This window comes from Sulfurimonas sp. (assembly GCF_026988655.1).
Taxonomy (GTDB): Bacteria; Campylobacterota; Campylobacteria; order Campylobacterales; family Sulfurimonadaceae; genus Sulfurimonas.
The window spans coordinates 65,707-84,896 of record NZ_JALSKT010000080.1 but is presented as its reverse complement, the minus strand read 5'-3'; the positions used below and the strand labels follow the sequence as shown (position 1 = coordinate 84,896).

Below are 19,190 nucleotides of genomic sequence, written 5' to 3'. Positions count from 1 at the left end.
TTACTGCCTCTAGGCAAGCACGAAGTACTTGTTGTAACTTCGCTTGCCAATACTTTTATCTATATATAATTACATAGGTAGAAATACTCTTTGCTTTGTTAAAACAGTAAAGTGGATGGGAATTATATCCAAAACAATGTAAAAGTATTATTAATCGCACATGCAGTGACACAAAAGTGACAAAAACTATTAGTGATTTTTAACTTCACTTTCTATAAACTGCCACTATCATTTAAGAAGGAGAGAAATAGATGGTAGAATATATTTTAAAACGAGACGGTTCTTACAAACAGTTTTTCGCATACAAGATAGAAGATGCCATCAAAAAAGCTTTTTTAAGTGAGAATGTAGATGTTGACGAAGCAATTTACAAAAAAGTTATACAAAAACTCGATGCCAAACGGGTTGTTGCCGTAGAAGACATACAAGACATTATAGAGCAGGAGTTGTACAAAGCAAAACAGTTTGATGTCATGCGTTCGTTCATGCTCTATCGACACCTGCATAAACTCCAAAGAGAGAATCTTCTGAGAGAAGACACAACCTATATTAACTCTACGCAGACGATTGAAGAGTATATCAGCGGGAGTGACTGGAGAATCAAAGCCAACTCCAATACAGGATACTCCAATGCAGGGCTTGTAAACAATACGGCAGGAAAGGTTATAGCAAATTACTGGCTGGACAAAGTCTACTCAAAAGAAGAAGGGTATGCGCATAGAAACGGGGACTATCACATACATGATCTAGACTGCCTTACCGGCTACTGTGCCGGCTGGAGTCTGAGAGTTCTTCTTGATGAAGGATTTAACGGAGTAAGGGGGAGAGTTGAGAGTGATGCAGCGCAACATTTTCGCGAAGCCCTTGGACAAATGGCAAATTTTCTGGGTATTTTACAAAGTGAATGGGCTGGAGCACAGGCTTTTTCATCTTTTGACACATACCTTGCACCTTATCTTTTTAAGGATCAACTTTCATACAAGGAGGTAAAAAAAAGTATTCGCAGTTTCATATATAACCTTAATGTTCCTGCACGATGGGGACAATCACCTTTTACAAATATCACTATAGACTGGAATGTTCCCGATGACCTCAAAGATCAGATACCTACATGTAAGCAAGAGCATCTTTTTAAAAATATTTCAGATACTCATCTACGATTCAAAGCACAGCAGAGGGGTGCCGCATCCCTCACGAGTATGACATATAAACATTTTCAAAAAGAGATGCACATCATCAACAAAGCCTACTATGAGATTATGACTGAGGGGGACAAAACCGGTCAGCCTTTTACATTTCCCATACCTACTGTCAATATCACTGAAGATTTTGACTGGTATGGAGAAAATACAGATCTGCTGTTTGAAAACACGGCAAAAATCGGCTCTTCCTATTTTCAAAATTTCATAAGGAGCCAATTTAAAAGAGATAAAAACGGGAAACTTGTTGCAAACGAAGAAGCCTACAAACCGGGGCATGTCAGAAGTATGTGTTGCAGACTACAGCTTGATTTAAGAGAACTTCTTAAACGAGGCGGTGGTCTCTTTGGCAGTGCGGAGATGACCGGAAGCATCGGTGTTGTGACCATCAATATGGCAAGACTGGGATTTTTTCACAAAGGAAATATGTCGGCACTGCTGGAGCGACTTGATGAGTTAATGGAATATGCAAAATCCACTCTGGAGAAAAAAAGGGTCTTTATTGAGGAAATGTTTGAACGGGGTCTTTTTCCCTATACAAAAAGGTATTTGAGCGGATTTAACAACCATTTCTCCACCATTGGTGTGAACGGAATGAATGAAATGATACTCAATTTTTCTAACGGAGCCTATGATATCAGCACAACACAGGGAATTGACTTTGCAACCGAAATACTCATCCACATAAGAGAAAGGATGGTTTTATTTCAAGAAGAGACCGGAAATCTTTACAATCTTGAGGCGACACCGGCGGAGGGAACAACCTACAGATTTGCCAAAGAAGACAAGAAAAGATACGGGAACAAAATCATACAGGCCGGTATGGATGAAAACATCTATTATACAAACTCATCACAGATTCCCGTCGGTCTGACGGATGATCCGTTTGAGGCACTGACACTGCAGGATGATCTGCAGACAAAATATACCGGAGGGACTGTATTGCATCTCTATATGCAAGAGAGACTCTCTTCAGCAGAAGCTGCCCGCAAGCTTGTAAAAAATGTTATAACAAACTTCAGGCTCCCCTATATTACAGTAACGCCGCTGTTTAGTGTTTGTCCAAAACACGGCTATCTCTCAGGAGAACACGAGTATTGTCCAAAATGTGACGATGAACTGATACATGCACATGAAAGCACCCAGCAAAAAGAGGCAATGTAGCATTCTATAAGGAGAAAAATTATGCTAAAAAGAGATGAGATTTTAAATACACTCAAAGATAAACGACAAAAATGTATAGTCTACACACGGGTCATGGGGTATCACAGACCTATTGAAAGTTTCAATACAGGAAAAACAGGTGAACACAAAGAGCGAAAACAGTTTAAAGAGTGAAAAATGCATCTATGATATAAGCAAATTTTCCCATTTGGACTACCCTGAGCATCTCGCGTCTATTTTCTGGTTTAGCGGATGCAATATGCGTTGTGATTTTTGTTACAACAAAGATATAGTCTTTGCAAAAGAGGGAAACTACACACTTGAAGATGCTCTTGCCTTTTTAGAAACAAGAAGAGGCCTGTTGGATGCGGTTGTTCTCTCGGGAGGAGAGGCTTCTTCTTATGAACTGACAGGTTTTTGCAAAGAGATTAAAAAGCTCGGATTTTTGATAAAACTCGATACCAATGGTACAAACTACTTACATGTAAAGAGACTTATTGATTTGGATCTGCTTGATTTTGTTGCACTTGACTACAAAGCACCACAATATAAATTTATCCAAATCACACACTCAAACAAATATCATGAGTTTAGCAAAACACTTGATCTTCTGTTGCAAAGCAATGTTCCATTTGAAGTGAGAACCACTTTCCATGCAGATTTGCTCAGCAGTGATGATATCAACTTTATACTGAATGATCTCAAAGAAAGAGGATACAATAAAAATTACTATATTCAAAAATTTCTCGACACACAAAATACACTAGCAAACCTTCAAAAACCTTCAAAACTCTTTGACAAATCCCTTTTAAAAAGTGACTTTCCAATTATTTGGAGATAACTAGCCTAACGCTATTTTATAGCCTCTTCCTTTTACATTTGAAAGCAAGGCTTTTGAGGTTTTAGCTCGAAAGCGTCTTATAAATGTTCTCAGTCTTTCACCACTTACCGCCTCTTCCCAAATCATTTTTTTTATTGCTTCATACTCCAATACAGGAACACCTCTCTCATAATTTCTTACAAGTGTTTTTAAAAATAAAACTTCTTTTTTTGAAAGTGCAATATATCGGTTGTTTTTATATAGACTGTTGGTAGTTTTATTAAATACAAACCCCTCTTGCAGTTCTATAAGCTTTTTGCCTATCATACCTTCGAGTGAAAGAATATACTCGAGTAGCTCATCCGGATCAAAAGGCTTGATAAAGTATTTGACGACACCTGTATCAATCGCACCCAAAAGTTTTCCCACATCACTAAAAGCACTCAGTATGATAATTTTACTCTCAGGATTGATACTTTTTATCTCTTTGGCCATTTCCAGACCGGTTTTGTTTGGCATCATAATATCGGTGATTACAATGTCCGGCAAAACTTTTTTATAAATCCGCAAACCTTCATTCCCGTCTTTGGCAAGCAAAAAACTGTGAAAATTCTCTCCTATCGCATTTTTAAGCAACAATGCAAGGTTCTCTTCATCTTCGACAAGTAAGATTTTCAGACTTTTCAAAAACTTATTTCGCATTCTCTGGGCCCCTCTCTTGAAGTGGAATTTTTATAATAAATTTTGTACGTCCTCTCTTTGAAAGCACATCTATGGAACCGTTCAGCCCCTGCTCACAAATCATCTTCGACATAAAGAGTCCGAGCCCGGTACCCGAAGAGGAGTGTTTTGTTGTAAAATAGGGCTCAAAAATTTTATATATCTCTTTTTCCTGTATACCGCCCGCATTGTCTTCAAGCTCTATAAGTGCAAAATCCTGCTCTTTTTTTACACCGATATATATCTCTTTTAGCAAAACAGAAGATTGCAAAAAGGCATCTTTTGAGTTTTGAATCAGGTTGATAATCACCTGTGTCAACTCGTTTGCACTACCCAAGACTTCCACATCTTCAAACTCAGTATGGACACTGATCATCTCTTTTATAATGATTTTTTCCAAGATATTGAGCGACTCATTGATGCTGTCAGCCACTTTAAAGTAGTGTTTGTGTTTTGTGGGTTTAAAAAAGTTGGTAAAATCATCTATGGTTGTAGACATATTCTGTATAATTGCCTTGCTCTCACTGTAAAGATTTTCAAGCTCTTGCATATTTCCGTTAACAGCGGCTTTTTTTAGACTAAAGAGTGTCAGCGTGAGTTCTGTGAGCGGTTGTCTCCACTGGTGTGCGATATTTGCCAGCATTTCACCCAGACTTGCAAGCCGTGACTGCCAAAACATGACTTTCTGTTTCTCCTCATTTTTGGCTATCTCTTCACGGACTCTGCGTTCGAGTGTTTCATTGAGTTTTTTTAGCTCTTTTGTCTTTTCCTCTACTCTTTTTTCAAGGTTTTCGTTGAGTTCTTGCAGTTCTCTCTCTTTTTGTTCCAAACTTTTTTTATAAAAAACCTCTTGTGTCACATCATAACGAATCGCTACAAACTCTACGATATTATCATTTTTATCAAGTATAGGAATTACAGTCGTATTGACATAAAAAGTTGTTCCGTCTTTGGCTCTGTTTTTTACCGTAGCTTTGTAGGTCTTTTTTGCTTTTATCGTCTCCCACAGTGCTTTAAATATAGAAGCAGGCACGTCAGGGTCTCTTACGATATTGTGATTTTTACCAAGCAGTTCCTCTTTTGTATAGCCCGAAATTTTGCAAAATTCATCATTGACAAAAGTAATAATACCGCTGACATCGGTTTTGGAGATGATATTGCTTTTTTCAATCGCTTCTTTGTACTGTTCCAACATAACTAAATTCTAGCGAAACTAATCCCAAAGTACACTTACACCATACTCTTCATTGAGAACAACTGTTTTAGTGTAGTGGATTTTTTTACCGTATTTTTTACTCAAAAGCTCCACTTCAAGCTCACCCTCGCTTAAAAGTTCTCGCACCTCTTTATAGTTTAGCCATTTGCCATACTTCGCCAAAGTATTTTGCCATATTCTAAAACTGCATGTAGACTCTTGCGTCACTTCAAACATCTCCCCGTCTTCTGTCATCCAGTGTGCATTTGTACAGGCATAGAGTTTTACCTTTTTGCCCCTCACCTCTTTGTCCCGTACTTCTATTGCTCCATCATCACAATATGGACATTTTCCTAAAACCATCATCCCGCTCCTGATTTTTCTGCTATGATTATAAGATATTTACAAAACTGCCTTATAATTTATGGCAATTTGACATATTATGCTTAGGCACTTAAAGGATTACAAATGCAAAATAAATTTATGGATGCAATGAACTTTCGTCATGCCTGTAAGATATTTGATGAAACAAAGAAAATAAGTGATGAAGATATACGCTTTATTTTAGAGTGCGGTAGAAAATCGCCCTCTTCTTTTGGTATGGAAGCCTGGAAGTTTCTAGTCATTACCAATGAAGAGTTAAAAGCAAAACTCAGACCTGTCTGCTGGGATCAGGTGCAAATTACTTCTTGTTCCCATCTTGTTGTTATTCTTGCCGGAATTGAGAGTCTCAAACCGGAATCAGGAGAAGTCAAAAAAAGATTTGCAAGACGAGATATGCCGCAAGAATCACTTGATATGTATATGGAGCTCTATGCAAAACATTTAAAAAAAACACTCAGCAGTGATGAAAACATTTACTGCTGGAGTGCAAGGCAAACCTATATTGCCGCTGCAAATATGATGAGTGGAGCTGCGTTTATTGGTATAGATTCATGTCCAATAGAAGGTTTCGAAAAAGAAAAAGTTGAAAATATTCTTGAACTTGACACAAATAAATATCAAGTTGCACTTGTACTGCCTTTTGGTTATAGATTGAATCCTCAATCAAAACAGCTTAGACTTCCTTTTGAAACAGTAGTAGAATTTAGAGATTAATCCCTTTAAATTCTCACTGTTTAAGCCTATTTTAAAAACTACAATATGTAACATATTTAAAAACAAATTCACTAACACCTATTTTTTACTCTTCTTATATGATACAATTTCTCTATGAAAAACAATTCCAAACAACTAGAACTCTTGTCAAATACCACTACTGCGTTTGAAGAAGAGTTTTACAAATACTCTACCCAATTTAGCTACAAAAAGGGATCTTCTCCTTTTTATCCAGATGATTTACTAAAATACTTTTATGTCATAGTAGATGGTAGAGTAAAAACTTACCAAATAAACTTTCAAACGAATAAAGAGCAGACTTTTTTTATATACAAACGCGGAGATATGTTTGATCTCATATCTTTGCTTGATGGAAAGCCTCATGAGGTTATTTATGAAGTCATTGAAGATGCTAATGTTTTGCGTATTCCCATAGATAAAGTTCGTTACTGGCTTGAAAACTACCCTGCATTTAACAAAAAGATTTTTCCTTATCTTGCAGCGCATATGCGTTATACAGAAGAGCTAGCAGAAGAGTTAGCACTCTATGATACGAAAGAAAGGTTTTTAAATCTTTTAGTTCAAAATCTTAACCCGGAAAACAAATTTAGATATCAACTTTTACAAAATTTATCCAATACAGAAATAGCCAAGCTCATAGGAACAGTACGTCATGTACTTGAACGAAGCATAAAAGAGCTCAAAGCTGAAAATATCATTGCAACAAGCAGACGTAATATCAAAATAAACAGCCTACAAAAGCTTCTTGAAAAAAGCTCAAAAATGTTACTAAAATAATTTTATAATTTACTCATTATTAACCCAAAAGATATAGAATTAAAAATAAAACTAGGAGATACGATATGAAAAAAATTATTGGAAGTATGATTGCTGCATCTATTCTTACATCAGTTTCTGTAACTGCAAATGACATTGTTCCAAGCAATCCTTATGATAAAGAGTTCGCAAAAATGAATCAATATTTTGATTCTTTAATACAAACTCATTTTAGTAATGCAAAACTCAACAACCTTAGTTACCCAAGAACAAATATGCAACATACTGATAGTACTTATATACTTGAATTTGATCTTGCTGGTGTCCCAAAAGAAAACATCAAACTTAGTATTGATGAAAATAATATCTTAAATATTGAGGGAGTAAAAAAAGAATCTAAAAAAGAAAAAGAAAACAACTATGTCAAACAAGAGATTTTTTACGGCTCTTTTAAGCGTATGATTCAACTACCTCAAGATATAGACAAAGACAAACTCAAAACAAAATATGATAATGGAATATTAACGATTACTATTCCAAGAAAAGAGCTGAAAAAGCCGAAAGTCAAACTTATACCTATTCAATAATAAAGTTTTTTTGCTAGAATTCCTTTATGAATTCATATGCAGAAAAATTTAACAACGCTATTGCAAAAACTTTTTTTCAAAAGCTTCCTTTACATGAACAAGAGTTCATACAAGAAAAAGCTTTTGAATATAAATTTTCTCACCAAGAGATAAAACAAATCATTAATATCGCACGAGACTTGGGGATGTGGGATGAAAAAAGAATCAGTGTCATTTTCCCCCAGCATTCACAAAGAAAAGTAGTTTTTTCAAGACTTGTAAAAGAGTATGAAAGTATACGAAACAAACCAAACTCTTATAAAAATTTCACTTTAAAAAATATCCCTAAAGAGCAAAAATACACTTTTAAAACAGAATCTAAAGAAGGATTTGGACTAGGACTTTGCCCTGTCGCAAGTGAAAAAACACGTTGTTGCAACCTGCTTACTCTTGATGCTGTTGAGAGTTGCGGTTTTGATTGTTCATACTGCTCAATACAAAGTTTTTACAATCAAAATACCATTACCTTTGACAGTAGTTTTGCAGACAAACTCCTCAAGCTTGAGCTAGATCCAAATAAAACTTACCACATTGGTACAGGACAAGCTTCAGACTCATTGATGTTTGGTAACCGCGAAGGTGTTTTAGATGCCCTGTTTGCATTTGCAGGTAAAAACCCAAATGTAATCTTAGAGTTCAAAACAAAATCAGATAATATTAAATATCTACTCGAAAATGAAGTACCAAAAAATATTCTCTGTACTTGGAGTTTAAACACCCAAACCATTGTGGATAACGAAGAACACCTTACTGCTTCACTTGATAAACGTATAAACGCAGCAAGAAAGCTCGCAGATAAAGGTGTAAAAGTCGGATTTCATTTTCATCCTATCGTTGAATATGAAGGATATCTTGATGAATATCAAGCCGTATATGAAAAACTTATACTAAACTTCCAACCATCAGAAGTAGCACTTGTTAGCTTTGGAACGCTCACTTTTATCAAACCTGTCATCAAGCAGTTACGTGAAAGAGAATTTAGAAGTAAGATTACACAAATTCCGCATGAAGATGCAAGCGGAAAAACATCTTACCCTGAAGCGACAAAGATTGAAATGTTTAAACATGCTTATGAAAGCTTTGCTCCTTGGCAGCATACAGATGACAAAGTATTCTTTTATCTATGTATGGAACCTCATGAACTCTGGGCAAAAACTTTTGGTTACCAATATGCTACAAATAATGACTTTGAACACGCAATGTTGGCGTCTTATTCTAAAAAAATAGGTCAAGATTATCTAATATAGGAACAACTATGATCACTGCAAATAAAAAGAACTATTTTTTATCCCAACCACATCAGCCCTATTTTACTTTAGGTGTTGTAAACGCAGTGATTATGATGCTTCTATTTGCCTTAAGCTACAAAGGTATAATGAGCCTAGAAATTGATACTCTCACATTTCACAGCTATTCCCTTATATATTTAGTATTTACAAACTTCTTTACTGGATTTTTATTTACTACCTTTCCTAGGTTTAACCAGACGCAGGTCATTGCAAAAAAACGATATATCAATATTTTTTATGCAAATATTCTAGCCTCAATACTTTTTATACTTGGAGCATTTGTTTCTGAGATTATTCTTATTTTTGCTATGTTTATCACTTTAGTTTCACATTATTTTATTGTACGCACATTACAAAACATATACACTATAGCGCAAACAGCTGATAAATCAGACTCATTCTGGATTCTAAACGCAGTCTATTTTGGTCTTTTTGGCAATGTACTTTTTTTACTCAGTCAATTTTTTCCACTGCTTTTAAACGCAGCTATCAATATCTCTTTTTATCTATATCTCATTTTTTTAGCTTTTAGTGTTGCTCAACGTATGATTCCATTTTTTTCTCACTCCTTTGCTCAAAAAAACAGTAACTTTATCAAAGTTGTTTTTCTGTCTTTTATCTTGGAGAGTCTTTTTAGTTCATTACACTTTACACTGGGAAAAATTGTTGTGGATCTGTTCTTAGCAGGATCTATTTTAAAAGAGTTGTTACGATGGGATTTACATCCTTTGCAGTCCCCTCCTATTTTATGGGTACTCCACCTTGCTTTATTTTGGCTTCCTACTGCGTTTACTTTTGCAGCAATAAGTGAAATAGCTGAAATATTTTTAGATACCTCTTTTTACTATCTTGATGTTCATCTTTTGGCAATTGGTTTTCTTAGCACTGTGCTTATTGGTTTTGGAACACGTGTCATACTTGGACATGCAGGACTATCTCCTCATGCAGATAAATTTGCTACAAAAATATTTCTCACAATTCAAGCTGTAGTTTTACTTCGTGCTTTATATAGTATAAATATTGCTTTAGGATGGGAGTTGAACTTTTTGTTTGATCTTTCATTTACAGCTTGGCTAGTACTCTTTGTCATCTGGGGAGTAAGGTATGGAAAAATTTTAATTCTTGGAAGTAAAGCATAGGTAGATAATTCTACCTATATATTATTGCATTTTAACTAAGAATGTATCGCCTACTTCTTCTACTTTAAACTTGTGTTTAGCACAAAATTCATTATTCATATGCTGAACCATCTCTAGTGATTTTGTTAATGCCTCATCTTTTGACGATACTTCGATATTGTTTTGTAAGTCACTTCTTTTAAAACAACCACATTCTCTATCTACTATAATTTTAAACATATTTATTTCCTTGTATAAATTTATGGAATAATATCCATAAATTCTTGCTATACACTTAGCCCCTGAAATAAATTAATATCTAAAAAAAATTCTAAGTTATATTTCTCTCTTATTGTTGAGTCTCTTCTTCTGTTGGTGCTTGTACAGCATCCAAACTAACTGGAGTATTCATCTCTTGGCTAGCTTCATCTGGCTTAGATAGAGACTCTTTTTCTACTGCGTTTGCATTGTCTACTGCGTTTACATTTTTTTCATTCTCTGGTGCTATTTCTACAGTAGTAGGCATAGTAGATACATTCACGTCTTCCACTTCCACTAGCTCTTTCTCTGACTCTTGTTTTTCTATTTTTTCTTTTACTTTTAGTATTTTATTTGTATTTTCACTCTTCGTTTGATTTTTTAAATATAAAATTTTCTCATCTATGCTTACTGGTAAGATAGGTTCCACTGCTTCTTTCGTGTTTAATGAAGCGATATTATGGTGCAGTACATCAAAATAAAACTCATAACTTTCTTCATCACTGAGAGATTTTATTTTTGCAACATCTTTTGCTAATGTTTGTGCATACAAGGCTGCATTATTTGTCTCCTTTGCAAGCTTCTGTATCAATTGTTTATTATCTGGTTCTCGTTTAATTTGTAACCTTGACTCTTCATAGATTTTTTGTGCTTGTTCAAAATGCTTTGGAGCTCTCTCGTCTAAATTTTCATCTTCCATCTTATTCAAAATCACTTTTGCTTTGTTGATATTTCTATATACAACCGCATCACCATATAAATCTTTTGCATTTAAAAGAACTTCTTTTTTGTCAACTAAAGCCTCAGATACATTTCCTTTATCCATTGTAATGATAAGATCACTATATTCATCTTTAAAATTCTCATATCTATCTCTAAATATCTCTTGTGTATTTAGTTTTTGCATTTTTTCATCAATTTTTGCAACATCATTTAAGTATTTTTTTACTGTTTTTTTTGTCTCATATGCTTTATCAAGTTCTTTTTTTGCAGCAAGATAAAAAGCCATTTTTTCGTCTTTTTGTTCTGCTTCTAATGCTTTTTCATAATCTTCTTTTGCTTTAACTATATTTACAGGTGCATAAAATATAAGTTCATCATCATTCATTCCCTTATGTATTGCATCACCTAAGACATCTATCTGTGTCAGATCAAACTCTTTTACTTTTTCCATTTGTGCTGGAGTTAATGTCTCCCCCATCCCACATCCACTTAACATAGTCAATAGTACAATAACTGACCCACTTAATACAATTTTATTCATCATTCAACCTTTTTTAACTTCATATAATATTAATTTTATTATATGTAATTATTCTTTGTAAATAGCTTTAATCTCTCTTGATTGGCTATAATTACTATAATATTAATATAAACGGAATAACCTATGAAAAAAGAAATAAATAGATACCTAGAACTTGGAAAAATTAATACACTTCGAGTCGATAGAGATACGACTCCTGGTCTTTATCTTATGGCAGCAGATGGTAACGATGTCCTTCTCCCTGGACAATATGCTACTGACGATATGATTGAAAATGCCTTAGTGGATGTATTTTTATATACAGATTCAGAAGATAGACTTGTTGCCACTACAAATAAACCACTTGCAATGCTCGATGATTTTGCACTACTAGAAGTTAAAGATGTTGCACCCTTTGGTGCTTTTATGGAGTGGGGTTTACCAAAAGATTTACTCGTTCCAAATATGTTTCAAAAGGCACCTTTTGTAGTTGGTGAGAAGAGATACATTCAAGTTGTATATGATGAACGGACACATCGTCTTGTAGGTACTGAAAAATTAGGTGATTTTTTTGATCGTAATGTAAAAGGTTTATCTCCAAACAAAGAAGTTGAAATAGTTGTTATTTCCAAAACACCACTTGGCTTTAAATGTATTGTAAATAGTAAGTATGAAGGACTCATTTACCATAATGAAATATTTGAAGATGTAAAACTTGGAGATAAAAGAACTGCATTTGTTAAAACAGTACGAAAAGATGGAAATATTGACCTTGCCTTAAGAAAACCAGGGACTAAAAAAGACGGTTCATCTTCCAATAAAGTATATGCTCTTCTCAAACAAAACAAAGGTATCATGCCATATAACTACAAAAGTGATGCCCAGCTGATTAAACAAGTATTTGGTTTGAGCAAAAAAGATTTTAAACGCAGTCTAACAAAACTACAAGATGAGGGTAAAATCGAAGTCAAAGAGACCGGTATCTACTTAAAAGGTTAAAACAATGGCAAAGAAAAAAAAGCTGATAGAACTCTCTAATCAAAACCTGAACTATAAAGAAAAAAACAATGAATTTAAACTTTTGCGTTTTATGCCTCAAACTATGACTGTAGATGTTAGTGTACACGAAGATGGTATATATATGGGTACAAAAAATATTGCTTATGCACATCTACCAAAAAGTATAAAAAAAATGATAAAGCCTAATTAAAAAATAGCAGGAAATAAATATGAATGAACATGTCGAAAAAGCAGCAACTGGTGGTGATTTTATAATTTGGATAATAATGTTCACTATTTTAATAGTTGTAGTAGCTTATCTTGCATGGATAAACAAAGATATAGAGCGATAAAAATTAATTCATAGTGAAAAAAAATTTAAAGCTATATATGAAGAATCGTAAGAAAGATTATATAGTTTAATTGTTACAATAGTGTTAACTATACTATCAAAAAGGAATGCTAAATGAAAAAATGTACATCGTTGCAAGAAGTACGAGAAGAAATAGATAAAATTGATTCACAACTGGTTAAGCTAATTGCTGAGCGTAGTCATCTTATCCGTCAAGCTGCAAGCTTTAAAGAGAGTGTAGAAGAGGTAAAAGCAGAAGATAGGATTAATGATATTATGCAAAAAGTAAGATCCAAAGCCATAGAATTAAATGTAAATCCTAACATGATTTCTGAACTTTTCAATATAATGATAGATGAAATGGTAGAAACTGAAATTAGTGAATTTAGAAATGGTGGGAATTTTTAAGTATAAGCCAAATTAGACTCTAGTTTATATGTTAGCACCACAGACACAATAGAGCAAGTGTGGTGCAACATAATGATTTTATTTGTATCTGTAAGTGATACGACCTTTATCTAAAGAATATGGTGTCAGTTCTAACTTAACTTTATCACCCGGAAGTATTTTAATGTAGTGCATTCGCATTTTTCCTGCGATATGACACAAAATAATATGTCCATTTTCTAATTCAACACGAAAAGTTGCATTAGGCAAAGCCTCAATAATCTTGCCGTCAACTTCAATAACATCTGCTTTAGCCATTATAAGTCCTTTTTTATTTAACTCTTAAGCAAGAGATAGTATTTCAGCTTTACCGTTGATTACTGCAACAGTATGCTCATAGTGTGAGCCGCGTAAACCATCGGCACTAACAACATCCCAACCATTTTCTAAAATAGTTGGTTTTGAATCTTTTTGACAAATCATAGGTTCTAAACAAAAAACCATTCCATTTTTTATTTTTGGGCCAGACTTTGGAGAGCCACCTTCTAAATAATTTGGAATTTCTGGTTCTTCATGAGGTTTTTTCCCTATTCCGTGACCACAAAAATTTTTCAAAGGAACAAAACCACGTTCCCGAATAAATTGCTCCATTAAATATGACAGCTCTTTAAAACGCATACCATCTTTAATGTTCTCGATTGCATGATAAAGTGTATCTTTTGAACATGCTATAAGCTCTTCATCAAAGTTTGTAATTTCACCCACACCCATACTGATTGCAGCATCCCCAAACCATCCATCAAGTTCTGTGCCTATATCATATCCGATAACGTCACCATCTTGAAGTTTATAGTCTGATGGAATACCATGTATAATCACTTCATTCAGTGATGTACATACAGCATTAGGAAAGCCGTATAAACCTTTAAAAGAAGGGCGTGCACCATGACTTCGGATATAATCCTCAGCCATAGCATCCATCTCTTTAAGAGTCATACCAACTTTTGTATTTTTACGAAGTAAATCTAATGCACCGCCAACAATTTTGTTAGCAGCTCTTAGTTTTTCTATCTCCGCTGGTTTTCTAAGTGCAATAGCCATCGTTAAAGACCGACTGCACTTAAAGTTTCATATTTACTCATATAAATCTGAGCTTCTATCTTTCTCATTGTGTCAAGTGCAACCTGAACAACGATTAAAACTGCAGTACCACCAAAGAAGAATGGAACACCCATACCTTTAATAATCATAAACGGTAAAGTTGCCACTAATCCAAGATACAATGCTCCCGTAAAAGTCAATCTACTCGCTGTTTCATTTAAAAATTCACGTGTAGCATCACCTGTACGAATACCAGGAATAAAGCCACCCTGACGTTTTAAGTTATCAGCAATATCTTTTGCATTAAATGTAATCGAAGCATAGAAAAATGCAAAGAAAACAACAAACATAAAAGTTAAAAAGTTAAAAAAGTAACTATTAGGATTTAGAAAATCTGCAATGGCCTGTACGGTTGGGTTTGTACTACTAGAGAGTACAGTCATTGGAAACATTAAAATTGCTGATGCAAAAATTACTGGTATAACACCAGCTAAATTCACTTTAATAGGAATGTAATTCATTACACGTTTATTTTGATTTTGCATCATAGTTTTTTTCGCATAGGTAACTGGAACACGTCGTTCACCTAGTTCAACATAAATAATTATTCCAACAGTTGCTAAAATTAATACTAAAATTGCAATAACAGTTAAAAAACTCATTGCACCCGTATTAACCATAGTAATTGTTTGACCAATTGCACCAGGAATTGCAGATACTATACCAGCAAATATAATTAATGATATACCATTACCAATACCACTTTGCGTTATCTGCTCACCAATCCACATTAACAGCATAGTTCCTGCTAACATAGAAATTGCCGATAAAATAACAAAAGTTGTATGATCAGCTAAAATAGCACTATTACCACTAGGACCTGTTAAACTTTGTAAACCAACACTCACACCCACCGCTTGAATTAAAGTTATAACGATTGTTGCATAACGAATAATTTGCATGTATTTAACCATACCATCACGCTCTTTTTTCATTTGACCAAGAGTAGGAAATGTTGCAGCTAAAAGCTCCATAATAATTGAGGCAGTGATATAAGGCATAATACCAAGTGAAATAATAGATAATCTTTGTATAGCGTTTCCGCTGAACATATTCATAAGTCCAAGAGCATCTGATTGATGAGAGTCGAAGAAAGAAGCAATAACAGCTGTATCTACGCCCGGTACTGGCACATAAGCCAGTAAGCGGTAGATAAATAAAAACCCGATAGTAATAAGTATCTTATTTACTAGATTTTTATTCACGATTAGTTACCAGTAGTTGTAACGTTTTCGTCTTTAATTTTCGATGCTAAATCTTTCGCGTTAGCACCTACTAGTTTGATTTTAGCAACAGAATTAGCAACTTTATGCACACCACGGATACTCTCCATAGTGATTTCAGCTAATTCAGCAACAGCTTTAATCTTTTCTACGTTTATAACGTATGGTTTCACTGTTTTTGAGTGAAAACCAATTTTAGGCATACGTTTTGCAAGTGGTTGTTGACCACCTTCAAAGTTTCTTTTTCTTTTGTAACCTGAACGAGATTTCTGACCTTTTTGACCACGTGCAGCAGTCTTACCAGTACCAGAACCTTGACCACGTCCAACTCTTTTGCGAGAGTGAGTTGAACCTTCTGCAGGTGTTAAGTTTTCAATACCCATTTTCTATCCTTTTATACGAGATAGTGCTTCGATTGTAGCACGTACTAGTGTGTTTGGATTGTTTGAACCGATTGATTTTGTAAGAATATCTTGAATTCCTGCAAGCTCAAGAACTGGACGAGCAGCTCCACCGGCAATAACACCTGTACCTTCAGATGCTGGTTTCAATAAAACACGAGAAGCATTATATTTATGCTCAATATCGTGTGCTATAGTAGAACCTTTAATCTTAACTGTAGTTAAGTTTTTAAATGCATTATCTACAGCTTTACGAATCGCGTCAGGAACTTCTTTCGCTTTACCAACACCATATCCAACAGTACCATTTTTGTTACCAACAACAATTAGAGCAGTAAAACGAAATCTTCTACCACCCTTAACAACTTTAGTTACACGACCAATATTTACTATTGATTCTTCAAATTCATCTCTATTGATTTCCATCATAACCCCTAGAACTTAATTTCGTTTGCACGAATTGCGTCACCAAACGCAGCAATTACGCCGTGATATTGGTAACCATTACGGTCAAATACAATCTCAGAGATGTTAGCTTCTTTTAGTTTAGCAGCAAATGCTTCACCAAGTGCAGCTGCACCTTCTTTATTCGCTTTATGACCAGTAGCCTTAGAATGTAAAGCACATAGAGTTGTTGCAGTTGCATCATCTATAGCTTGTACACTTAGGTAACGGTTTGATTTAAATACAGAAACACGAGGAAGTGTAGCACTACCGTGAATTTTTGCACGAATACGACGCTTACGTTTTAAACGGTTAGCAATTTTGCTTTTTAATACTTTAGCATTCATTTTATACTACCCTCCCTTATTTTTTAGCAGTTTTACCGGCTTTACGCACGATATGCTCATCAATGTATTTAACACCTTTACCTTTATATGGCTCTGGTGGACGGAATGATCTAATCTCTGCAGCAGCTTGACCTAACATTTGTTTGTCATGGCTTTTAAGAGTAATAACATTCTTATCAACACTTGCTTCTAAACCTTCTGGTAGCTCATAATCAATATCATGAGAGAATCCAAGTTGAAGATTAAGTACTTTACCTTTTACAGCAGCTCTGTAACCAACACCGTTGATTTCAAGTTTTTTCTCATAACCAGTAGTTAAACCAGTAACAATATTTTGTGCTAATGCTCTAAAAGTACCCCAAAAAGCTCTATGCTCACGAGATTCAGAAAGATTTTTAAAAGTTAAAACATTTCCTTCAATTTCAAAAGTAACATAACCTTTAGTATCTAAATCAACACTATTTTTGCCTTTAGCAAAAGTAATAACATTTCCATTTGTAGTAACTGTAATATCACTAGCAAATTCTACAGGATTTTTTCCAATTCTTGACATGCTACACCCCTACCATACTGTACACATAACTTCACCACCAATACCAAGCTCATATGCTTTGTCATTTGGTAGAACACCATGTGATGTACTTACTATAATAGTTCCGTAACCATTTTTGAAACGTTTTATATCTTCTTTACCTTTGTAAACACGTCTACCAGGTTTAGAAACTCTTTTCATTTCATTGATTACAATTTTACCATCTTCACCATACTTAAGTACAACTTTGATAGTTTTTTTAACGCCATCTTCGATTACATTACAAGATTCAATGTAACCTTTATCAACTAAGATATTTGCTACTGCTTCAACACTTTTAGAGTGTACTAAAGTAGTAACCGGTAATCTTCTCATACCAGCATTACGAATACGAGTTAACGCATCTGACACTAGATCATTAATTGCCATTTTTTTTCCTTGACTTTGTTGTAATTAGTAGCACAAACTACTAAAAACTAATAATTAGAAGTTTCCTCTTGGCTTACCAAGAAGACTTTCTAACACCTGGGATTAATCCCTCGTTTGCCATTTTTCTAAAACAGATACGACAAATACCAAAATCTCTTAAAACAGAGTGTGGACGACCACAAATTTGACATCTAGTATATCCACGAACTTTAAACTTTGGTTCTCTTTTCGCTTTCGCGATCATAGACTTCTTAGCCATTAGTTACTCCCTTTAGTAAAAGGCATACCAAGTTTCTCTAAAAGAGCAAACCCTGCCTTATCAGAATCAGCAGTCGTAACAACTGTGATATTCATACCATGGATTTGCATGATTGAATCATAGCTAACCTCTGGGAAAATTAGTTGCTCTTGAAGACCGAAGTTATAGTTACCACGACCATCAAAACCATTTCTAGGAACACCACGGAAATCTTTTACACGTGGAAGTGCAATAGATACGAGACGATCTAAGAAGTTGTACATATTTTCGCCACGAAGCGTTACACGAACACCAACTGGCATACCTTCACGAACTTTAAAACCTGCAACAGATTTTTTAGCAATAACTGTACTTGCTTTTTGACCAGCAATAGTAGTAATTGTATCTTCGATATTTTTGATAAGCTTGTTATCTTTCATAGCAAAACCTGCACCAACAGAAATAATAATCTTTTCTACTTTTGGTGTTTGCATAGGATTTTTGATTCCTAAATCAGCTTGCAACTCAGATTTTAAACCTAAATATTTTTCTTTTAAGCGTGCCATCTAATTATGCCTCCACTTTACGTACATTTGAAGCATCTATAGGCATCTCTTTATTGATATGACCACCTTTAGTGTTCTCTTCAGTTGGCTTAACAGCTTTTTTAGCCACTTTACAACCCTCTACAATAACCTTGTTTTTCTTAGGCATTACTGCTAAAACAGTAGCCTTAGTTCCACGGTCATCACCAGCGATAATTTCTACCATATCGCCTTTTTTAAAATTAAATTTTGCCATTAAACAACCTCCGGCGCAAGAGATACAATTTTCATGAATCCTGCGTAACGTACTTCACGTCCAACAGGACCAAAAATACGAGTACCTATAGGCTCTCTCTTGTCATCTAGTATTACTGCAGCATTGTCATCAAAACGAATCAAAGATCCATTTTCACGTTGGATCTCTTTATGAGTTCTAACAACAACAGCTTTTACAACTTTACCTTTTTTAACTTTAGCAGTTGGAATCGCTTTTTTAACAGAAGCAACAATAACGTCACCTACTGAAGCATAACGACGTTTAGAACCACCAAGTACCTTAATACACATAATCTCTTTAGCACCTGTATTATCAGCTACATTTAAACGAGTAAAACCTTGAATCATA

The 19,190-nt window shown here is 34.6% G+C and carries 29 protein-coding genes; 12 read left to right on the top strand and 17 right to left on the bottom strand.

Features of this window, described 5'->3' with window-relative positions; all coding sequences use genetic code 11:
* Nucleotides 1–251 precede the first annotated feature (251 nt).
* The 3 genes from MV052_RS09020 to MV052_RS09010 are packed head-to-tail and all read left to right on the top strand — an operon-like array spanning nt 252 to nt 3,204.
* Nucleotides 252–2,363: a ribonucleoside triphosphate reductase gene (locus MV052_RS09020; RefSeq protein WP_297443478.1), complete on the top strand. Its 2,112-nt coding sequence runs from the start codon at nt 252–254 to the stop codon at nt 2,361–2,363.
* A 21-nt stretch (nt 2,364–2,384) separates the two neighbouring features.
* Nucleotides 2,385–2,537 (top strand): anaerobic ribonucleoside-triphosphate reductase, encoded by a 153-nt coding sequence (gene nrdD / locus MV052_RS09015; RefSeq protein WP_297443475.1) that lies wholly within the window; start codon nt 2,385–2,387, stop codon nt 2,535–2,537.
* Nucleotides 2,503–3,204 carry an anaerobic ribonucleoside-triphosphate reductase activating protein gene (locus MV052_RS09010; RefSeq protein WP_297443472.1) on the top strand — a complete coding sequence of 234 codons (702 nt, stop codon included), beginning with the start codon at nt 2,503–2,505 and terminating at the stop codon, nt 3,202–3,204. Before nrdD ends, MV052_RS09010 begins: the two co-directional genes overlap by 35 nt.
* On the opposite strand, the gene MV052_RS09005 is transcribed toward MV052_RS09010, so the two are convergent.
* The 3 genes from MV052_RS09005 to MV052_RS08995 are packed head-to-tail and all read right to left on the bottom strand — an operon-like array spanning nt 3,205 to nt 5,464.
* Nucleotides 3,205–3,885, bottom strand: coding sequence for a response regulator transcription factor (locus MV052_RS09005; protein WP_297443469.1), 681 nt, complete (start codon nt 3,883–3,885; stop codon nt 3,205–3,207).
* Complete coding sequence (locus tag MV052_RS09000; RefSeq protein WP_297443466.1) at nt 3,875–5,098, bottom strand: PAS domain S-box protein; 1,224 nt, start codon at nt 5,096–5,098, stop codon at nt 3,875–3,877. Before MV052_RS09000 ends, MV052_RS09005 begins: the two co-directional genes overlap by 11 nt.
* Before the next feature lie 18 nt (nt 5,099–5,116).
* Nucleotides 5,117–5,464: a hypothetical protein gene (locus MV052_RS08995; protein WP_297443463.1), complete on the bottom strand. Its 348-nt coding sequence runs from the start codon at nt 5,462–5,464 to the stop codon at nt 5,117–5,119.
* A 102-nt stretch (nt 5,465–5,566) separates the two neighbouring features.
* Here MV052_RS08995 and MV052_RS08990 point away from each other — a divergent pair, with 102 nt between their 5' ends.
* The 5 genes from MV052_RS08990 (at nt 5,567) to MV052_RS08970 (ending at nt 10,027) form a co-directional block, all read left to right on the top strand.
* Entirely contained in the window at nt 5,567–6,196 is a 630-nt protein-coding gene (locus MV052_RS08990) for an NAD(P)H-dependent oxidoreductase (protein WP_297443460.1), read from the top strand.
* Nucleotides 6,197–6,310: 114 nt separating this feature from the next.
* The gene (locus MV052_RS08985) at nt 6,311–6,994 is read left to right on the top strand and encodes a Crp/Fnr family transcriptional regulator (RefSeq protein ID WP_297443455.1); all 684 of its coding nucleotides are present in this window, start codon (nt 6,311–6,313) and stop codon (nt 6,992–6,994) included.
* Nucleotides 6,995–7,059: 65 nt separating this feature from the next.
* The gene (locus tag MV052_RS08980; RefSeq protein ID WP_297443452.1) at nt 7,060–7,560 is read left to right on the top strand and encodes an Hsp20/alpha crystallin family protein; all 501 of its coding nucleotides are present in this window, start codon (nt 7,060–7,062) and stop codon (nt 7,558–7,560) included.
* A gap of 26 nt (nt 7,561–7,586) precedes the next feature.
* Nucleotides 7,587–8,846, top strand: coding sequence for a spore photoproduct lyase family protein (locus tag MV052_RS08975; protein ID WP_297443449.1), 1,260 nt, complete (start codon nt 7,587–7,589; stop codon nt 8,844–8,846).
* Between the two features lie 8 nt (nt 8,847–8,854).
* Entirely contained in the window at nt 8,855–10,027 is a 1,173-nt protein-coding gene (locus tag MV052_RS08970; RefSeq protein ID WP_297443446.1) for an NnrS family protein, read from the top strand.
* A gap of 21 nt (nt 10,028–10,048) precedes the next feature.
* On the opposite strand, the gene MV052_RS08965 is transcribed toward MV052_RS08970, so the two are convergent.
* Nucleotides 10,049–10,246 carry a hypothetical protein gene (locus tag MV052_RS08965; protein WP_297443442.1) on the bottom strand — a complete coding sequence of 66 codons (198 nt, stop codon included), beginning with the start codon at nt 10,244–10,246 and terminating at the stop codon, nt 10,049–10,051.
* A gap of 109 nt (nt 10,247–10,355) precedes the next feature.
* Nucleotides 10,356–11,528 carry a hypothetical protein gene (locus MV052_RS08960; protein ID WP_297443439.1) on the bottom strand — a complete coding sequence of 391 codons (1,173 nt, stop codon included), beginning with the start codon at nt 11,526–11,528 and terminating at the stop codon, nt 10,356–10,358.
* 123 nt (nt 11,529–11,651) lie between these two features.
* On the opposite strand from MV052_RS08960, the gene MV052_RS08955 reads away from it, so the two are divergent.
* The 4 genes from MV052_RS08955 (at nt 11,652) to MV052_RS08940 (ending at nt 13,266) form a co-directional block, all read left to right on the top strand.
* Nucleotides 11,652–12,506 carry a S1-like domain-containing RNA-binding protein gene (locus tag MV052_RS08955; RefSeq protein WP_297443435.1) on the top strand — a complete coding sequence of 285 codons (855 nt, stop codon included), beginning with the start codon at nt 11,652–11,654 and terminating at the stop codon, nt 12,504–12,506.
* A gap of 4 nt (nt 12,507–12,510) precedes the next feature.
* Nucleotides 12,511–12,717, top strand: a complete 207-nt coding sequence (locus MV052_RS08950; RefSeq protein WP_297443432.1) for a hypothetical protein — start codon at nt 12,511–12,513, stop codon at nt 12,715–12,717.
* A 19-nt stretch (nt 12,718–12,736) separates the two neighbouring features.
* Entirely contained in the window at nt 12,737–12,859 is a 123-nt protein-coding gene (locus MV052_RS08945) for a hypothetical protein (protein WP_297443429.1), read from the top strand.
* Between the two features lie 113 nt (nt 12,860–12,972).
* Entirely contained in the window at nt 12,973–13,266 is a 294-nt protein-coding gene (locus MV052_RS08940; RefSeq protein WP_297443426.1) for a chorismate mutase, read from the top strand.
* A gap of 78 nt (nt 13,267–13,344) precedes the next feature.
* On the opposite strand, the gene infA is transcribed toward MV052_RS08940, so the two are convergent.
* The 12 genes from infA to rplN form a co-directional block, all read right to left on the bottom strand.
* Nucleotides 13,345–13,563: a translation initiation factor IF-1 gene (gene infA, locus MV052_RS08935; RefSeq protein WP_013326041.1), complete on the bottom strand. Its 219-nt coding sequence runs from the start codon at nt 13,561–13,563 to the stop codon at nt 13,345–13,347.
* 24 nt (nt 13,564–13,587) lie between these two features.
* On the bottom strand, nt 13,588–14,346 hold the full coding sequence (gene map / locus MV052_RS08930; protein ID WP_297443423.1) for a type I methionyl aminopeptidase: 759 nt from the start codon (nt 14,344–14,346) through the stop codon (nt 13,588–13,590).
* Nucleotides 14,347–14,348: 2 nt separating this feature from the next.
* Nucleotides 14,349–15,611: a preprotein translocase subunit SecY gene (gene secY, locus MV052_RS08925; protein ID WP_297443420.1), complete on the bottom strand. Its 1,263-nt coding sequence runs from the start codon at nt 15,609–15,611 to the stop codon at nt 14,349–14,351.
* A gap of 2 nt (nt 15,612–15,613) precedes the next feature.
* A complete protein-coding gene (gene rplO / locus MV052_RS08920) occupies nt 15,614–16,012 on the bottom strand; it encodes a 50S ribosomal protein L15 (RefSeq protein WP_297443417.1) in 399 nt (132 codons plus the stop codon).
* Nucleotides 16,013–16,015: 3 nt separating this feature from the next.
* The gene (gene rpsE / locus MV052_RS08915; RefSeq protein WP_297443415.1) at nt 16,016–16,456 is read right to left on the bottom strand and encodes a 30S ribosomal protein S5; all 441 of its coding nucleotides are present in this window, start codon (nt 16,454–16,456) and stop codon (nt 16,016–16,018) included.
* An 8-nt stretch (nt 16,457–16,464) separates the two neighbouring features.
* The gene (gene rplR / locus MV052_RS08910) at nt 16,465–16,821 is read right to left on the bottom strand and encodes a 50S ribosomal protein L18 (protein WP_297443412.1); all 357 of its coding nucleotides are present in this window, start codon (nt 16,819–16,821) and stop codon (nt 16,465–16,467) included.
* A 16-nt stretch (nt 16,822–16,837) separates the two neighbouring features.
* Entirely contained in the window at nt 16,838–17,374 is a 537-nt protein-coding gene (rplF, locus tag MV052_RS08905) for a 50S ribosomal protein L6 (RefSeq protein ID WP_297443409.1), read from the bottom strand.
* A 9-nt stretch (nt 17,375–17,383) separates the two neighbouring features.
* Entirely contained in the window at nt 17,384–17,782 is a 399-nt protein-coding gene (gene rpsH / locus MV052_RS08900; RefSeq protein WP_297443406.1) for a 30S ribosomal protein S8, read from the bottom strand.
* A gap of 73 nt (nt 17,783–17,855) precedes the next feature.
* Complete coding sequence (locus tag MV052_RS08895) at nt 17,856–18,041, bottom strand: type Z 30S ribosomal protein S14 (protein WP_008340791.1); 186 nt, start codon at nt 18,039–18,041, stop codon at nt 17,856–17,858.
* On the bottom strand, nt 18,041–18,586 hold the full coding sequence (rplE, locus tag MV052_RS08890; protein ID WP_297443402.1) for a 50S ribosomal protein L5: 546 nt from the start codon (nt 18,584–18,586) through the stop codon (nt 18,041–18,043). The genes MV052_RS08895 and rplE overlap by 1 nt, the downstream gene beginning before the upstream one ends.
* A 4-nt stretch (nt 18,587–18,590) precedes the next feature.
* Nucleotides 18,591–18,821 (bottom strand): 50S ribosomal protein L24, encoded by a 231-nt coding sequence (rplX, locus tag MV052_RS08885; RefSeq protein WP_297443400.1) that lies wholly within the window; start codon nt 18,819–18,821, stop codon nt 18,591–18,593.
* Nucleotides 18,821–19,189 carry a 50S ribosomal protein L14 gene (gene rplN / locus MV052_RS08880; RefSeq protein ID WP_297443397.1) on the bottom strand — a complete coding sequence of 123 codons (369 nt, stop codon included), beginning with the start codon at nt 19,187–19,189 and terminating at the stop codon, nt 18,821–18,823. Before rplN ends, rplX begins: the two co-directional genes overlap by 1 nt.
* Nucleotide 19,190: the final 1 nt, after the last annotated feature.

Bases quoted from the DNA above. Each gene is read 5' to 3' on its own strand.
- MV052_RS09020 (WP_297443478.1), top strand. From the start codon at position 252: ATGGTAGAATATATTTTAAAACGAGACGGTTCTTACAAACAGTTTTTC.
- nrdD (WP_297443475.1), top strand. From the start codon at position 2,385: ATGCTAAAAAGAGATGAGATTTTAAATACACTCAAAGATAAACGACAA.
- MV052_RS09005 (WP_297443469.1), bottom strand. From the start codon at position 3,885: ATGCGAAATAAGTTTTTGAAAAGTCTGAAAATCTTACTTGTCGAAGAT.
- MV052_RS09000 (WP_297443466.1), bottom strand. From the start codon at position 5,098: ATGTTGGAACAGTACAAAGAAGCGATTGAAAAAAGCAATATCATCTCC.
- MV052_RS08995 (WP_297443463.1), bottom strand. From the start codon at position 5,464: ATGATGGTTTTAGGAAAATGTCCATATTGTGATGATGGAGCAATAGAA.
- MV052_RS08990 (WP_297443460.1), top strand. From the start codon at position 5,567: ATGCAAAATAAATTTATGGATGCAATGAACTTTCGTCATGCCTGTAAG.
- MV052_RS08985 (WP_297443455.1), top strand. From the start codon at position 6,311: ATGAAAAACAATTCCAAACAACTAGAACTCTTGTCAAATACCACTACT.
- MV052_RS08980 (WP_297443452.1), top strand. From the start codon at position 7,060: ATGAAAAAAATTATTGGAAGTATGATTGCTGCATCTATTCTTACATCA.
- MV052_RS08975 (WP_297443449.1), top strand. From the start codon at position 7,587: ATGAATTCATATGCAGAAAAATTTAACAACGCTATTGCAAAAACTTTT.
- MV052_RS08970 (WP_297443446.1), top strand. From the start codon at position 8,855: ATGATCACTGCAAATAAAAAGAACTATTTTTTATCCCAACCACATCAG.
- MV052_RS08965 (WP_297443442.1), bottom strand. From the start codon at position 10,246: ATGTTTAAAATTATAGTAGATAGAGAATGTGGTTGTTTTAAAAGAAGT.
- MV052_RS08960 (WP_297443439.1), bottom strand. From the start codon at position 11,528: ATGAATAAAATTGTATTAAGTGGGTCAGTTATTGTACTATTGACTATG.
- MV052_RS08955 (WP_297443435.1), top strand. From the start codon at position 11,652: ATGAAAAAAGAAATAAATAGATACCTAGAACTTGGAAAAATTAATACA.
- MV052_RS08950 (WP_297443432.1), top strand. From the start codon at position 12,511: ATGGCAAAGAAAAAAAAGCTGATAGAACTCTCTAATCAAAACCTGAAC.
- MV052_RS08945 (WP_297443429.1), top strand. From the start codon at position 12,737: ATGAATGAACATGTCGAAAAAGCAGCAACTGGTGGTGATTTTATAATT.
- MV052_RS08940 (WP_297443426.1), top strand. From the start codon at position 12,973: ATGAAAAAATGTACATCGTTGCAAGAAGTACGAGAAGAAATAGATAAA.
- infA (WP_013326041.1), bottom strand. From the start codon at position 13,563: ATGGCTAAAGCAGATGTTATTGAAGTTGACGGCAAGATTATTGAGGCT.
- map (WP_297443423.1), bottom strand. From the start codon at position 14,346: ATGGCTATTGCACTTAGAAAACCAGCGGAGATAGAAAAACTAAGAGCT.
- rplO (WP_297443417.1), bottom strand. From the start codon at position 16,012: ATGGGTATTGAAAACTTAACACCTGCAGAAGGTTCAACTCACTCTCGC.
- rpsE (WP_297443415.1), bottom strand. From the start codon at position 16,456: ATGGAAATCAATAGAGATGAATTTGAAGAATCAATAGTAAATATTGGT.
- rplR (WP_297443412.1), bottom strand. From the start codon at position 16,821: ATGAATGCTAAAGTATTAAAAAGCAAAATTGCTAACCGTTTAAAACGT.
- rplF (WP_297443409.1), bottom strand. From the start codon at position 17,374: ATGTCAAGAATTGGAAAAAATCCTGTAGAATTTGCTAGTGATATTACA.
- rpsH (WP_297443406.1), bottom strand. From the start codon at position 17,782: ATGGCAATTAATGATCTAGTGTCAGATGCGTTAACTCGTATTCGTAAT.
- MV052_RS08895 (WP_008340791.1), bottom strand. From the start codon at position 18,041: ATGGCTAAGAAGTCTATGATCGCGAAAGCGAAAAGAGAACCAAAGTTT.
- rplE (WP_297443402.1), bottom strand. From the start codon at position 18,586: ATGGCACGCTTAAAAGAAAAATATTTAGGTTTAAAATCTGAGTTGCAA.
- rplX (WP_297443400.1), bottom strand. From the start codon at position 18,821: ATGGCAAAATTTAATTTTAAAAAAGGCGATATGGTAGAAATTATCGCT.
- rplN (WP_297443397.1), bottom strand. From the start codon at position 19,189: ATGATTCAAGGTTTTACTCGTTTAAATGTAGCTGATAATACAGGTGCT.